This window comes from Bacillus sp. DTU_2020_1000418_1_SI_GHA_SEK_038, assembly GCF_032341175.1.
Lineage (GTDB): Bacteria > Bacillota > Bacilli > Bacillales > Cytobacillaceae > Cytobacillus.
The window spans coordinates 3,861,858-3,876,297 of the sequence record NZ_CP135435.1; the positions used below are offsets into that span (position 1 = coordinate 3,861,858).

Sequence of the window (14,440 nt, forward strand, 5' to 3'; positions counted from 1 at the left end):
GATATATCGGCGACTTTCTCAATATATCAGCGCCTACCTTGATATATCAGCGACTTGATTGTAACTCCGCCTCTATACAAAAAGGTGACTGCCTCAGCAGTCACCCCATTATATTACTTATTCAAATTATAAAAACTCTTCAATCCATCATATACCGCTAAATCGCCAAGCTCATCCTCAATTCGTAGAAGCTGATTATACTTAGCAATCCGATCCGTACGGGACATAGACCCAGTTTTGATTTGGCCGGCGTTTGTTGCTACAGCGATGTCAGCGATTGTTGCGTCTTCTGTTTCGCCTGAACGGTGGGAGATAACAGCTGTGTAGCCTGCGCGCTTTGCCATTTCGATCGCTTCGAAAGTTTCTGTTAATGTACCGATTTGGTTCACTTTAATTAGAATTGAGTTGCCAACGCCTTGCTCGATTCCTTGTGCTAATTTTTTCGTATTTGTAACGAATAGGTCGTCTCCAACCAACTGAACTTTGCCGCCAATGCGCTCTGTTAACAGTTTATGACCTTTCCAGTCGTTTTCATCTAAGCCGTCTTCAATTGAAATGATCGGGAATTCATTTACTAGCTCTTCGTAGAAATTCACCATGTCTTCAGAAGTTAAGCCTGTGCGGCCTTCGCCAGCTAAATCGTATTTGCCTGTATCTTTATTGTAGAATTCAGATGAAGCAACATCCATTGCAAGGTAAATATCTTTCCCAGCTTCATATCCAGCATTGCGGATTGCTTCGATAATCACTTCTAATGCTTCACGGTTTGAGCCAAGGTTTGGTGCAAATCCGCCTTCATCCCCAACAGCCGTGTTTAGGCCTTTACCTGAAAGAACTTTCTTCAATTCATGGAAAACTTCAGTACCCATGCGGATAGCCTCTTTAAAAGTAGGAGCTCCAACAGGCATAATCATGAATTCTTGGAAATCTACATTGTTATCAGCGTGAGATCCGCCGTTAATAATGTTCATCATTGGTGTTGGAAGCTGCTTCGCATTGAAGCCGCCAAGATAGCGATATAAAGGTAGACCAACAGACTCAGCAGCTGCGTGTGCAGCAGCCATAGATACGCCCAAAATCGCGTTCGCACCAAGCTTGCCTTTATTTTCAGTTCCGTCTAATTCGATCATCGTGCGGTCAATGCCCACTTGATCTGTCACATCCATGCCGACAAGGGCTTCTTCAATAATGTTGTTCACGTTATTTACTGCTTTTTGAACACCTTTTCCAAGGTAACGGGATTTATCTCCGTCACGAAGCTCAACTGCTTCGTATTCACCTGTTGATGCACCAGATGGAACAATTGCACGTCCAAAGAAACCGGACTCTGTAATTACTTCTACCTCTACAGTTGGATTACCACGGGAATCAAGTACTTCACGAGCGTAAACATGTTGGATATATGGCATATTATTTCTCTCCTTTAAAAATAATTTTAGTTACAAAAACATCTATCTTTCACAGTCACTGTCACTTACGAAAAAAAATCTATCTTTTCACAAGCGTCTTCCCTGTCATCTCAGCAGGTTTTTCAAGTCCCAGCAAATCAAGCATTGTTGGCGCCAGATCGCCTAGGATTCCGCCTTCACGAAGCTCAATTCCAGCTTCTGTCACAATAACAGGGACAGGATTGGTCGTATGAGCGGTCATCGGGTGGCCATCAAGTGTAACCACCTCATCTGCATTTCCATGATCGGCTGTAATAATCGCTTTACCGCCTTTTGCAATAATAGAATCTACAACTTTTCCTAAACATTCATCAACGGCTTCCACAGCCTTAATCGTTGGCTCAAGCATTCCCGAATGACCGACCATATCTGCATTGGCAAAGTTTAAAATAATTGCATCAAACATATCCGCTTCAATTTCCTTCATCAAAGCGTCCGTTACTTCATAAGCACTCATTTCCGGCTTCAAGTCATATGTGGCAACCTTCGGCGAATTAATCAAGATTCTCTCTTCACCGGGGAACCCTGCCTCACGACCGCCGCTCATAAAAAACGTCACATGAGGATACTTTTCCGTTTCTGCAATTCGCAGCTGCTTTAAGCCATTTTGAGATATAATCTCTCCTAGCGTGTTATCTAAGTTGTTCGGCTCAAACGCCACATATCCGTCTACAGTTTCACTAAAATGAGTTAAACAGACGAAGAAAAGATTCTCAGGATGCTTAGGACCCCGGTCAAAGGAACGGAAATCCTTATTCGTAAAGGTGTTCGAAATTTGGATCGCTCGGTCTGGACGGAAATTATAAAATACAACCGCATCATTGTCTTGAATCGTGGCAACCGGCTCCCCATTTTCCTGTGTAATAACAGAAGGAATGACGAATTCATCAAAAATCCCATGACTATAATTGTCAGCAACTAAATCGATTGCATTAGAATAAGCAGGACCCTCACCATACACCATGGAACGATATGATTTTTCCACCCGCTCCCAGCGCTTATCCCGATCCATCGAGTAATAACGACCGGATATCGTGGCAAATTTCCCAACGCCGTATTCCTTCATTTTTTCCTCTGCTGCTTTTATGTAGCCTTCAGCAGTTTGCGGGCCAACATCACGCCCATCCAGAAATCCGTGAACATAAACGTTCTTTACGCCTTCTTCTGCTGCAAGATGAAGGAGTGCATATAGATGGCTAATATGACTATGCACGCCACCATCTGAGAGAAGACCCATAATATGTAAATTATTACCATTCTTTTTCACATGGTTCATCGCTTTTAAAAAAGTTTCATTTTTATCAAATTTGCCTTCGCGAATGGCCACGTTGACTCGAGTTAAGCTTTGATACACAATCCGGCCTGCTCCAATGTTTAAGTGTCCCACTTCTGAGTTGCCCATTTGCCCTTCAGGCAGACCAACCGCTTCTCCGGATGCCGTTAACGTGGAATGCGGGTATGTATTCCAGAACCGTTCGAAGTTCGGCTTCTTCGCCTGATAAACCGCATTTCCTTTGTGTTCCGCCCTTAAGCCGAAGCCATCAAGAATAATTAGAGCTATTGGAGATTTACTCATACTTTCCTTCCTCCAATAATTGCAGGAAGGATTGCGCCTCAAGACTTGCTCCGCCTACTAAAGCCCCATCAATATCAGGCTGAGACATATATTCTTTAATATTAGCGGGCTTCACACTGCCCCCATATTGAATGCGAATCGCCTCAGCAGCAGCCTGTGAAAATTGGACTCTCACTACTTGGCGAATATGGGTACATACTTCATTCGCATCCTCCGCTGTTGAAGATTTCCCTGTACCGATTGCCCAAATAGGTTCATAGGCAATGACTGTTTGTTTGACTTGTTCTTCTGACAAGCCCTTTAATGCATTTTCTACTTGAGAGCCAACAAACGCCATTGTCTCTCCGTTCTCACGTTGTTCCAGCGTTTCACCGACACAAACGATTGGAGTTAGATTGTATTTGAAAGCGGCCAAAGTCTTTTTGTTTACAGCCTCATCTGTTTCATTGAACATTTCACGGCGCTCCGAATGGCCGAGAATAACATAAGTGACGCCGATATCCTCAAGTGCTGCAGGGCTGATTTCTCCTGTAAAAGCACCGCTTTCCTCAAAATGCATATTTTGAGCACCAATGCCTACACCATAGCCTACTAACGCCTCCAAAAATAGAGCAGGTGCACACACTACTGTTTCAACCTTATCTTGGTCCGGAATGGAGCCATCAATTTCTTCAAAAAATGCTTTCGCCTCCGGAAGGGTTTTATGCATTTTCCAGTTTCCCGCTATAATTGGTTTACGCATGCTGGCACATCCTTTTATTTATCATTTAAAGCAACAACACCTGGTAAAGCTTTGCCTTCCATAAACTCTAGAGAGGCTCCGCCGCCTGTTGAAATATGGCTCATGCGATCAGCAAGGAAGAACTTTTCAACCGCTGCTGCAGAATCTCCGCCGCCAATCACAGAATATGTTTCATTTGCTTCTGCTAACGTTTCTGCCACAGTTCTAGTCCCATTTGCAAATTTTGACCACTCAAACACACCCATTGGTCCATTCCAAATGACTAGCTTGGAGCCATGAATGACATCGCTATACATGTCCGCCGTTTTTGGACCAATATCAAGAGCCATCCATCCTTCTGGAATCTCGTCAATTTCTACGGTTTTAGCATTTGCATTTTGTGAAAATTCATCAGCCACCACCGCATCAATTGGCATATAAAATTTAACGCCCTTTTCTTCTGCCTTTTGCATAAAAGATTTGGCTAACTCAATTTTATCCTCTTCTAAAAGTGATTTACCGATTTCATGCCCTTTTGCCTTAACAAAAGTAAAAGCCAATCCGCCGCCAATAATTAAATTATCCACTTTATCAAGAAGATTTTCGATCACATCAATTTTATCCTTTACCTTGGCTCCGCCGATAATGGCAGTGAACGGACGTTCAGGATTCGATAAAGCTTTTCCTAGAACATTCAGTTCTTTTTCCATTAATAGTCCTGATACGGCAGGCAAATATTGAGCAATTCCTTCTGTTGAAGCATGAGCGCGGTGGGCGGCACCAAACGCATCATTGACATAGATATCTGCTAATTCTGCAAAAGCTTTTGCCAGTTCAGGATCATTTTTTTCCTCACCAGGATAGAAACGGACGTTTTCTAAAAGAAGCAGATCGCCTTCCTCCATGGTATTAATTTTTTCCTTAACGGTGTCTCCATAAGCTTCATCCGCTTTCATCACTTCTTTACCTAAAAGTTCTGATAAGCGGCCTGCAACTGGAGTCAGGCGTAATTCCTCAACAACTTGACCTTTCGGGCGTCCAAGATGGCTAGCTAAAATTACTTTAGCTCCTTGGTCCATTAAGTATTTAATCGTTGGAAGGGCTGCGCGAATTCGAGTTTCATCTGTCACCTTGCCACCCTCCATTGGTACATTAAAGTCGACACGGCAAAAAACTCGTTTCCCTTTAAGCTCCACATCTTTCACACTTTTTTTGTTCATCGAAATGGATCCTCCTGATTTCTTAATGAGCTGGTTTCTATTTTATAGGCAATTACGTCAAATCAGCATTGTCACAGAATGCGTTTCATCAAAGTTGCAGCAGATTTTCAACAAGCCTACTATCTCACAGATAAAACATGTTATGTATCCAGCAAATGTTATTGCAAAAATTCCTTATAACAAAAAGAAGAGTGGTATTAATCCCAACTCCTCTTTTCCCTCTATCATTATAGTCGTTTACCGTTTTAAATTCCAATATGTTTGGGCCATTTTTAAGAATAAAAATCAAGTGGAAGTTTCTGCTTTTTTTGTACAGGTTTTCGGATTCCGGCCTATTCCAGTCCAAATAACTACATTTACTGGACAGGTTTTTGGTTTTCACGCTTTTCCTGTCCGAGTAACTTACTTTTTCGGACAGGTTTTCGGATTCCGCGCTATTCCTGTCCAAATATCTTAAATTCCTTTTTGCGCAATATAATCAACTAGGTCTACCACTCTGTGAGAATAACCAGTCTCATTGTCATACCAAGAAATTACTTTAATCATATTGCCTTCTAAGATCATAGTTGATAGGGCATCAATCGTAGATGAGCTTGGATTTCCATTATAATCTCTAGAAACTAAAGGCAGTTCACTGTAGCTTAAGATCCCCTTAAGTTCACCTTCTGAAGCTTCCTTAAATGCGGCATTTACTTCTTCAGCCGTTACTTCTTTTTCAAGTTCAGCCACTAAATCAACTAAGGATACGTTAGGAGTCGGAACGCGTACAGCGCCGCCATTTAGTTTACCCTTTAATTCTGGGAGCACAAGTGAAACGGCTTTTGCAGCTCCAGTCGTTGTTGGAATCATGCTTTCAGCTGCTGCGCGGGCACGGCGGTAATCCTTATGTGGCAGATCAAGAATCTGCTGATCATTTGTATAGGAGTGAATCGTTGTCATCATCCCGCGTTTAATGCCAAATTTGTCATTTAACACTTTCGCAAATGGAGCTAAGCAGTTTGTTGTACAAGATGCATTTGAAATCACATGGTGATTAGCTGGATCGTACTTATCATGGTTTACTCCCATAACAATCGTGATATCCTCATTGGAAGCAGGTGCTGAGATAATTACCTTTTTCGCACCAGCTTCTAAATGCTTCGCTGCGTCCTCGCGTTTTGTAAAGCGTCCTGTGGATTCGACAACCACTTCTACACCAAGGTCTCCCCAGCCAAGATTTGCCGGATCACGTTCTGCAATCACCTTAACCTTGTGTCCGCCTACTACTAAGTACTCTCCATCGACTATCACTTCTTCATTTAGGGTTCCATGAACGGAATCGTATTTTAAAAGATGGGCTAGCATGTTTGCGTCAGTTAAATCGTTGACAGCTACAACTTCTACATTTGGATTGTTTAAGGCTGCACGAAATACAATCCGGCCAATTCTTCCAAAACCATTAATGCCAACTTTTACTGTCATGATATTTCCTCCCAAAAATGTGTATTTATATATTTAATTCTTTATTAACTCATTTGCAGCTCCCTCATCTGTTATAAGAACAGTAGATGACGGCGCTTGTTTCAAATAGGATGATATTGCTTTTGCCTTAGAAGCCCCGCCTGCCACAGCAAGAATATGGGGAATATTGATTAAGTCCTGAAGCTGAAGCCCAATGGTCTGTACCTTATGAACGACCTGGCCGTCTTCATTAAAGTAATACCCAAATGCCTCTCCTACAGCCTTTTCTTTAACTATTAAATCCATGTCATTTTCATTTGTTTTTCGGCGCTCTGCCATTACCATAGCGTCCCCAATTCCATGTAAAACCATGCTGGCAGACTTAATTAATCCCAAGACTTCATTAATTTCAGGCTCTCTCATCATAGTGTTATACATCTCTTGGCTGACCTGGTCAGGAACATAGAGAACTCTGTGGCTGGAATTCGTGCGGTCTGCCATTGCTGCACAAATCGTATTAGCTTGATTTTTTACATCCTCACCGATACCGCCTCTTGCCGGTACAAAAAGCAAATCAAACTCAGAGAAATCTGGCGTTAACCTATCAGCAACAGCCGCCATTGTCGAACCGCCGGTAACCGCGATAGCATCATTTCGTTTAATGTTTGATTTCATATAAGCAGCCGCAGCTCTGCCAAGTTCGCTTTTTACCCATGGGGAGTGTTCGCTGTCACCTGGCACAATAATAATTTTTTGAATGCCCAGCTTTCTGTGAAGCTCCTCCTCCATTGCCTGAATACCTGTTATGTCTCTAATTACTTCTCGAAGCTGACTAAGAAGGTCTTTGCCATCAGAGGTTAAACTCATCCCTGAACTAGTGCTTACTATAAGACTCTGGCCTTTTAAAAATTCAACCTCACTTCTAAGCACTCTTTCTGTCAAGCTAAGGCTAACAGCTAAACTCCTTCTCCCTACTGGCTCCATTAAGCCGATATAATGCAGGATTTGATACCTTTTTTGCATAATGGTCAGTAAATCAGGTAATAATCTTTTTTGAATATCGATAATTGAGTTCATTTTTTTGCCCCTTTTACTTCTTGTGGACATTATACGTCCCTCATAGTCATATTGTGTCCCACTTAGGTAAAAAAAAATCACCCCTGCTCTAATTTTATTTTAGCAGGGGGAATCGAATAGTTCAACTATTTAGGGCTTAATTTCCTTTGAGGGCCTCTTCTATCGTCCATTTATCAATTTGCCCGTATTGAACCTCGGACCCATCAATTTCAACAACCGGGATCATCAATCCATATTTTTCGGTCAAATCATCACTTGTATCAATGTCCTTTTCTTTATAAATGAAATTCCATTCTTCTTTTAATTCCATAATTATCGATTTTGCTTTATCACATAAAGGACAGCGATTTCGTGTATAAAGCACGAGAGTACGATTGTTCATCCCAATTCTCCTTTTCCACTAAACATTCTGCATTCGTTTCAATCATATCGTTTTCGTTTTGAGGATGACGGGATTCCCAGCTGGTCCCGGTACTTCGCTATCGTTCTTCTAGATACAACCATGCCTTCCTGATCCTTCAACAGCTGAACTAATTCCTGATCAGACAGTGGCTTTTGTTTATTTTCGCCATCAATCAGCTTGCTTATAATCGTTTTAACCTGTTTGGATGATGTATTTTCGTCAGAAGTTGTCTTAATCGTGCTTGAGAAAAAAGATCTTAATTCTAAGGTGCCAAAAGGTGTTTGGGCATACTTTTCCCTTACTGCCCGGCTTACCGTTGATTCATGTATGTCAAGCTCATCCGCAATCTCCTTCATGATCATCGGCTTTAAATAGGCAGGGCCTTTAATGAAAAATTCCTGCTGCTTCTCGACAATTTTCAAGGAAACCTTTGTTAATGTCTCTTTTCTTTGCTCAATGCTCCTCATAATCCAGAAATAATCCTGTTGATTATCCTGTAAAAATCGTTTTACCTGTTTATCTTTATTGGCTGAAAATCTCTTATAATAATCATTATTAAAGCTAATTTTCGGCAAGGCTTCATCAAAGACACTTACAGAAAAGGATTCCCCATCCCAATCAATTATCACATCCGGAACAATATAGGCAGACTTCTCATGCTGAAAGGAAGCTGCTGGTCTAGGATTTAACGTTTGTATGAAGTCAAAGACCTCTTGAATCTCTGACATCTTCACCCCTAGTTCTTTGGAGATGTCTCTCCATTTTTTATCCGCAAAACTATCAAAATATTTCTCTATTATTTCCTCAGCCAAATCATTTCTCGGCTGTTTTCTTTTTAATTGCAATAGGATGCATTCCTGCAGATTTCGTGCACCGATCCCAGCCGGTTCTACTCCCTGCAATAAGTTAATGGCTTTATCAACCGCTTCATCGGAGATGCGAAAACGAGTCGCTACTTCACTCATCTCCACTCGCAAGTAACCGTTTTCATCTAGGCATTCAATAAGGTAGTCAAAAACCTTTTCCCCGTTTGCAATGGACTGAATAAGCTTAAAGTCCAGCTGAGATTTTATATGCTCATCTAAATAAGGTTCTATTTTTCCAATCTGTTCAATCCAATGTTGTTTATCTTTTTCTAACTTTTTCCTAGCTGGCTTTGTTCGGTCAAAGCGGGGGTCCATCGCTTGAACGTTCCCTGATTCAATTTGCAATAAAGGATTTTCCAATGCTTTATTCTCCAGAAATTCAGAAAGCTCCTGCGTATTATACTGCAACAAGGCAATCGCCTGAGTCAGTTCTTGCGTCATTGTTAACTTTAATGTTTGCTGCTGCCATAACCCAGCTTGTAACTTCATATCACAACCCCCCCTTACCATTCTACAATAAGGAGGACGAATGGTGAATGGGAATATACTGGCTAAAGAAGGGACTAGAACGTAAAAACACTAATCTTAATGAGTTAAACCATTGATGTGTCTTGAATTTTTAATATTTTCAGAACTCTATTATTTAGGATAATAATTTCTTTTTTTTAAAAAATACGCAAACCTCCATAAAAAATCCCCGTTCAACAGAAGCGCCTTCGGCAGGAAACGAATATGAAATTCATCATTCTTGCTTCATATTTTTCAGTACAAAAACGAGCCTTAATAATAAATTTATTTTTGTACATATTAAAGTTATTCAGTATGCCCCCTAAACGTCTTTTTATATTCCATCAATGCTATTAGGTGGGTGTCCAAAGGGATTACAAAATTTTCCGAAATAGGTTTATTACATATTTTTCAAACTTCTTCTTTTGAACAACACGCACAATCCATCATTGGTTTTTTGTACATTATGACTGTTGAAGAGAAATTAAGAAAAAGATATATTTAATGTTGTTATCATAAGGAGGAAATCGTAATATGGAACTACCTGTAAATATTTTGATGTGGCTAATGGCCGCAGTACCTATAATAATTCTTATTTTACTAATGGTGAAGTTCAATTGGGGAGCTGCAGAAGCTGCACCTATCGGACTCTTAGCTGCATTTATCATATCCATCGTTTTTTATAAATCAGATCTACAACTATTAGGATTAGAAAGTGCAAAGGGCATATGGACTTCAGTAATGGTGATTGTCATTATTTTGCCAGCCATTCTAATTTATGAAGTAACAAGTGAAGCAAAAGCATTTGATTCTATTCGGGACGGATTAAAAAAGTTCACATCGAATGAACTTCTTCAAATCATGGCGATTGGTTGGGTATTCGCCAGCTTTTTACAAGGAATCACTGGCTTTGGCGTACCAATCGCAGTTTGTGCTCCATTATTAGTAGGACTCGGAGTAAGACCTCTATGGGCTGTCGTCATTGCTTTATTAGGACAAGCATGGGGCAATACGTTTGGAACATTAGCTGTCGCTTGGGATGCGTTAGTTTCACAAACAGGTATTGAAGGCTCAACTGTCATTGAGGCTGCTATCTGGGCTTCTATATTTATTTGGATTATCAATATCGCTACAGGTATCACTATCAGCTGGGTTTACGGACGCTGGGCAGCTGTTAAGAAGGGACTACCGGCAGTAATCATTATTTCTCTAATCCAAGGTGGAGGACAAACGATCTTATCACCAATGAATCCTGCAATATCAGCATTCATTCCATCATTACTGTCACTCGTAGCTATATTATTTATCGGCAAACTAAAAATGTACAAGGAATCATGGAATATTCAAGATAGTAAACTAATGCTTCGTCAAGGAGGAGAAAATAAGGATGCCGAAATGAGCTCCAATAAATCTCTTTCGATGAATCAAGCATTTGTCCCATTTTATGTTTTAACCGGAATTACATTACTTGTTTTACTCATCCCACCTTTAAAGGCATTTTTGAATCAGTGGCAATTCGGTCTAAGCTATCCTGAAACAATGACTGGATTCGGTATAGCAAATCATGCTTCTGATCTATATTCACCTGTCATGCCTTTAACGAATTCTGGGTTATTCTTGCTTCTATCTGCCATTATTGGTTATGCCTACTTTAAAAGCAAAGGAAGAATTGAAAAAGGCGGAGGATTACGGGCTATTAGAAGAACAATCGAAAAAACGATTCCTTCTACAATCGCCGTCATTGCACTAATTATTATGTCTAAAATCATGGGTGGAACTGGACAAACAACCGAACTTGCAATGGGAACTGCCGGGGTTATGGGCCAGACTTATGTATTCCTAGCTCCAGCCATTGGCCTTCTCGGGTCATTTATGACGAGCAGTAATATGTCCTCCAATATCTTATTTGGCGGATTCCAACAAGCAACTTCTTCACTATTGAAATTAAATGAAGCAGCGATATTAGGAGCTCATACTGCAGGTGGCGCAATTGGATCGGTTTTAGCACCAAGTAAAATCATTCTTGGGACAACAACAGCAGGAATCCTTGGTCAAGAAGGTATAGTCCTTAAAAAGATTTTGCCAATTTCCATAGTTATTGCTCTTTTGATAGGTATCATACTTACAGTTTCTACACTGATTATTTAAGAGGAGGATGTTAAAAATGAAGGAATTCTTTACATCTAAAATAGGACTTCAAACGATTGCTTTTCTTGTTACTCTTGTTTCCTTTCCTTTTCTCTATGTGGGAGGCACTCAAGGTAACGCTAGCCTTTTGAACGTTGGATTAGTATTAATGCTTGCAGGTATGTTGGCAGCACCAGCTATAACGTTTATCCACGGAAAGAAAGCGACTGAAAAAGCAACCAAAAAAGACGTTTACAGAGGAGTTACAAAGCTCAAAACGAGGGAAGAGCAGTAATAAGGGACCCTCTCAAACCATGTGTGTACGTTTCCAGTACCACGGTTAAATAACTTAGTATTAACGCTCATATAATTGGTTAAGTTCTTTATACCCCAATTAGTGAGCGTTTTTTTAATTACATATGTGTTTCATGGTATTCGCAATTAAAAGCACCTAAAAAAAAAGTTCCTATGCTCGTAGAAAAATCTCTACAAACATAAGAACTCTTTGAGTTTCATGACGCCCTCGGCAGGAATCGAACCCACATCTTAAGAACCGGAATCTCACGTGCTATCCGTTGCACCACGAGGGCATATCAAAAATAATAAGGTACGATGGGGCCTAATGAATTAATGCACCTTTTATTATGCTACAATTATATATTATATGATATTTTTCGAAACTTTGCAAGCCTTCCTTTGTTTAAAAACTGTACCAGCGGGTATGATGGATATGAGAGAATTTTACAGCTAAAGCGAGCAAACGGTGTCGAAAGATTAGTTTCGGTAAAGGAAGCGAATTGTTTGACCTTTATTGACCATCAGTGTATCATAATATTACATAGAAAAGCGGAAGCGCCTTCGGAACAATCAAAGGACAATTGTTCCTGCGATGAATATTCGCAGATGCTTTCCTTTGTGCTCACCCCCGACAAGCACAAGACGATTCTCACGGAAAGGTGTACTTTACCTTTCTGGGAGGATTGGCTTGTGACCTCGAGGGGGTAGGCGCTGGAGCTAGACATTTCTCTAACTTGAGAAAAGTTTTTCTGATTTATGGACTTTGAATGTTTACCTTACCTTGAAGGAGGAATTTAAAGATGAACTTAATCCCTACAGTTATTGAACAAACAAACAGGGGAGAGCGTGCGTATGATATTTACTCCCGTCTTTTAAAAGACCGTATAATTATGCTTGGAAGCGCGATTGATGATCATGTGGCAAACTCTATTGTCGCTCAATTGCTATTCCTTGAAGCAGAAAACCCTGAGAAGGATATTACCTTGTACATTAACAGCCCAGGCGGAAGCATTACAGCGGGCATGGCGATTTATGACACGATGCAATATATTAAAGCTGACGTATCAACAGTATGTATCGGAATGGCAGCTTCTATGGGTGCTTTCCTGCTTGCAGCAGGTGAAAAAGGCAAGCGCTACGTACTTCCAAATAGTGAAGTGATGATTCATCAGCCACTTGGAGGCGCACAAGGGCAAGCGACTGAAATTGAAATTGCTGCAAAACGCATTTTATTCCTGCGTGACAAGCTTAACACGATTCTTTCTGAGCGCACAGGTCAGCCGCTTGAAGTGATTGCTCGTGACACAGACCGCGACAACTTCATGACTGCTGAAAGAGCTCTTGAATACGGTTTGGTCGATAAAATTATTACTCGTTTAGATGAGAAAAAGGATAAGGATAAGTAAAACAAAAAACAACTCGCAATTTTAATGGCGAGTTGTTTTTTTATTAATGCTCCTGCTGGATATAGTCAGCAAGCTCTTCAATGGCTTGGGCTTCATCTTTGCCATCGACAATTAAAGTAATAACCGTACCTGAGCTAACCGCTAGGCTCATTAAGCCCATGATGCTTTTCGCATTTACCTTTTTACCGTCTTTTTCAAGGAAAACATCTGATGAAAATCGGTTTGCTTCCTGTACGAATAATGCTGCTGGTCTTGCCTGTAAGCCTGTTTTCAATTTCACTTCTACCTGTTTTTCTAACATTTCTTTCTTTCCTCCCCTATAGAATCTTTTTCAAATAGATTCTCCTGCTCTCAATTTATCTGCTATCTCGTCTATTTTCCTTAATCGGTGATTGATGCCTGACTTGCTAATTGTACCGCCAGAAACCATTTCGCCAAGTTCTTTTAATGTAACATCTTGATACGCCACACGCAGCTCTGCAATTTCTCTTAATTTATCCGGTAAAATGTGAAGTCCGACTGTTTCGTCTATAAATCGGATATTCTCTACCTGTCTTAAGGCGGCACCAATCGTTTTGTTTAAGTTCGCTGTTTCACAATTTACAAGGCGGTTAACGGAATTTCGCATATCCCGCACAATTCGAATGTCTTCAAATCTAAGCAGAGCGTTGTGAGCCCCGATGACTCCTAAAAAGTCTGTAATTTTCTCTGCTTCCTTTAAGTATGTGATAAATCCTTTTTTTCTTTCTAGTGTTTTACTATTTAGGCCAAAAGTATTCATCAATTCACAAAGAGAATCATTATGTTCTTTATAAAGCGAAGAAATTTCAAGGTGATAGGACGAAGTTTCTGGATTATTCACCGAACCCCCTGCTAAAAAAGCTCCTCGTAAATAAGAACGCTTACAACATTTCCTTTTAATAAGCTCTTCAGAAATATTATGTGTAAAAACGAATCCTTCACTTAGGATTTTTAAATTATCCAGAATCTCGCTTGCTTGTTCAGACAATCTGACAATGTACACATTGTTCTTTTTCAATCTCATTTTCTTGCGGACAAGGAGTTCTACTTGGACATGAAAGTTCTTCTTAATAAGAATATAGATTCTTCTCGCGATCGCTGCATTTTCAGTTTGAATATCGACAATTAACTTTCTGCTGGAAAAGGAAAGGGATCCGTTCATTCGAATCAGTGCCGATAATTCAGCCATCCCGCAGCAATCCTTTACCTCCAGATTCGTTAATTCCTTTTTCGTTTCTGAAGCGAAAGACAACTCCTTCACCCCTTTCTAGAAAAGCGTAAGCACCTTCGAAACAATTAAAGGACAAATTGTTTCTGCGATGTATATTCGC

General features: G+C 40.4%; 13 protein-coding genes and 1 tRNA gene. 3 read left to right on the plus strand and 11 right to left on the minus strand.

The features are described from left to right. Window positions 1-113: 113 nt before the first annotated feature. From eno to rpoN, 8 genes are all read right to left on the minus strand, one after another. A complete protein-coding gene (gene eno, locus RRV45_RS19325) occupies window positions 114-1,409 on the minus strand; it encodes a phosphopyruvate hydratase (protein ID WP_315666283.1) in 1,296 nt (431 codons plus the stop codon). Between the two features lie 79 nt (window positions 1,410-1,488). Then, window positions 1,489-3,024 (minus strand): 2,3-bisphosphoglycerate-independent phosphoglycerate mutase, encoded by a 1,536-nt coding sequence (gpmI, locus tag RRV45_RS19330; RefSeq protein ID WP_315666284.1) that lies wholly within the window; start codon window positions 3,022-3,024, stop codon window positions 1,489-1,491. Then, entirely contained in the window at window positions 3,017-3,766 is a 750-nt protein-coding gene (gene tpiA, locus RRV45_RS19335) for a triose-phosphate isomerase (RefSeq protein WP_315666285.1), read from the minus strand. The genes gpmI and tpiA overlap by 8 nt, the downstream gene beginning before the upstream one ends. A gap of 14 nt (window positions 3,767-3,780) precedes the next feature. Beyond that, on the minus strand, window positions 3,781-4,965 hold the full coding sequence (locus RRV45_RS19340) for a phosphoglycerate kinase (protein ID WP_315666286.1): 1,185 nt from the start codon (window positions 4,963-4,965) through the stop codon (window positions 3,781-3,783). Between the two features lie 453 nt (window positions 4,966-5,418). Further along, a complete protein-coding gene (gene gap / locus RRV45_RS19345; protein WP_315666287.1) occupies window positions 5,419-6,426 on the minus strand; it encodes a type I glyceraldehyde-3-phosphate dehydrogenase in 1,008 nt (335 codons plus the stop codon). Window positions 6,427-6,459: 33 nt separating this feature from the next. Next, window positions 6,460-7,482 carry a sugar-binding transcriptional regulator gene (locus RRV45_RS19350; protein WP_315666288.1) on the minus strand — a complete coding sequence of 341 codons (1,023 nt, stop codon included), beginning with the start codon at window positions 7,480-7,482 and terminating at the stop codon, window positions 6,460-6,462. 136 nt (window positions 7,483-7,618) lie between these two features. Next, window positions 7,619-7,864, minus strand: coding sequence for a glutaredoxin family protein (locus tag RRV45_RS19355; protein ID WP_315666289.1), 246 nt, complete (start codon window positions 7,862-7,864; stop codon window positions 7,619-7,621). Window positions 7,865-7,902: 38 nt separating this feature from the next. Further along, window positions 7,903-9,240 carry an RNA polymerase factor sigma-54 gene (gene rpoN, locus RRV45_RS19360; protein WP_315666290.1) on the minus strand — a complete coding sequence of 446 codons (1,338 nt, stop codon included), beginning with the start codon at window positions 9,238-9,240 and terminating at the stop codon, window positions 7,903-7,905. Window positions 9,241-9,792: 552 nt separating this feature from the next. Here rpoN and RRV45_RS19365 point away from each other — a divergent pair. Both RRV45_RS19365 and RRV45_RS19370 read left to right on the plus strand, forming a co-directional pair. Next, the gene (locus RRV45_RS19365) at window positions 9,793-11,406 is read left to right on the plus strand and encodes an L-lactate permease (protein WP_315666291.1); all 1,614 of its coding nucleotides are present in this window, start codon (window positions 9,793-9,795) and stop codon (window positions 11,404-11,406) included. Window positions 11,407-11,422: 16 nt separating this feature from the next. After that, window positions 11,423-11,680: a hypothetical protein gene (locus RRV45_RS19370; RefSeq protein WP_315666292.1), complete on the plus strand. Its 258-nt coding sequence runs from the start codon at window positions 11,423-11,425 to the stop codon at window positions 11,678-11,680. Window positions 11,681-11,903: 223 nt separating this feature from the next. Here RRV45_RS19370 and RRV45_RS19375 read toward each other — a convergent pair. Further along, window positions 11,904-11,975: transfer RNA gene (locus RRV45_RS19375), tRNA-Arg, on the minus strand. A 507-nt stretch (window positions 11,976-12,482) separates the two neighbouring features. On the opposite strand from RRV45_RS19375, the gene clpP reads away from it, so the two are divergent. After that, window positions 12,483-13,088 (plus strand): ATP-dependent Clp endopeptidase proteolytic subunit ClpP, encoded by a 606-nt coding sequence (gene clpP, locus RRV45_RS19380; protein WP_315666293.1) that lies wholly within the window; start codon window positions 12,483-12,485, stop codon window positions 13,086-13,088. A 43-nt stretch (window positions 13,089-13,131) separates the two neighbouring features. Here clpP and RRV45_RS19385 read toward each other — a convergent pair whose 3' ends face one another. Next, window positions 13,132-13,389 carry an HPr family phosphocarrier protein gene (locus RRV45_RS19385; RefSeq protein WP_315666294.1) on the minus strand — a complete coding sequence of 86 codons (258 nt, stop codon included), beginning with the start codon at window positions 13,387-13,389 and terminating at the stop codon, window positions 13,132-13,134. Window positions 13,390-13,419: 30 nt separating this feature from the next. Further along, entirely contained in the window at window positions 13,420-14,361 is a 942-nt protein-coding gene (gene whiA / locus RRV45_RS19390) for a DNA-binding protein WhiA (protein WP_315666295.1), read from the minus strand. Window positions 14,362-14,440 lie beyond the last annotated feature (79 nt).

Excerpts from the sequence above, each read along its gene's own strand:
- eno (WP_315666283.1), bottom strand. The coding sequence starts at position 1,409 with ATGCCATATATCCAACATGTTTACGCTCGTGAAGTACTTGATTCCCGT.
- gpmI (WP_315666284.1), bottom strand. The coding sequence starts at position 3,024 with ATGAGTAAATCTCCAATAGCTCTAATTATTCTTGATGGCTTCGGCTTA.
- tpiA (WP_315666285.1), bottom strand. The coding sequence starts at position 3,766 with ATGCGTAAACCAATTATAGCGGGAAACTGGAAAATGCATAAAACCCTT.
- RRV45_RS19340 (WP_315666286.1), bottom strand. The coding sequence starts at position 4,965 with ATGAACAAAAAAAGTGTGAAAGATGTGGAGCTTAAAGGGAAACGAGTT.
- gap (WP_315666287.1), bottom strand. The coding sequence starts at position 6,426 with ATGACAGTAAAAGTTGGCATTAATGGTTTTGGAAGAATTGGCCGGATT.
- RRV45_RS19350 (WP_315666288.1), bottom strand. The coding sequence starts at position 7,482 with ATGAACTCAATTATCGATATTCAAAAAAGATTATTACCTGATTTACTG.
- RRV45_RS19355 (WP_315666289.1), bottom strand. The coding sequence starts at position 7,864 with ATGAACAATCGTACTCTCGTGCTTTATACACGAAATCGCTGTCCTTTA.
- rpoN (WP_315666290.1), bottom strand. The coding sequence starts at position 9,240 with ATGAAGTTACAAGCTGGGTTATGGCAGCAGCAAACATTAAAGTTAACA.
- RRV45_RS19365 (WP_315666291.1), top strand. The coding sequence starts at position 9,793 with ATGGAACTACCTGTAAATATTTTGATGTGGCTAATGGCCGCAGTACCT.
- RRV45_RS19370 (WP_315666292.1), top strand. The coding sequence starts at position 11,423 with ATGAAGGAATTCTTTACATCTAAAATAGGACTTCAAACGATTGCTTTT.
- clpP (WP_315666293.1), top strand. The coding sequence starts at position 12,483 with ATGAACTTAATCCCTACAGTTATTGAACAAACAAACAGGGGAGAGCGT.
- RRV45_RS19385 (WP_315666294.1), bottom strand. The coding sequence starts at position 13,389 with ATGTTAGAAAAACAGGTAGAAGTGAAATTGAAAACAGGCTTACAGGCA.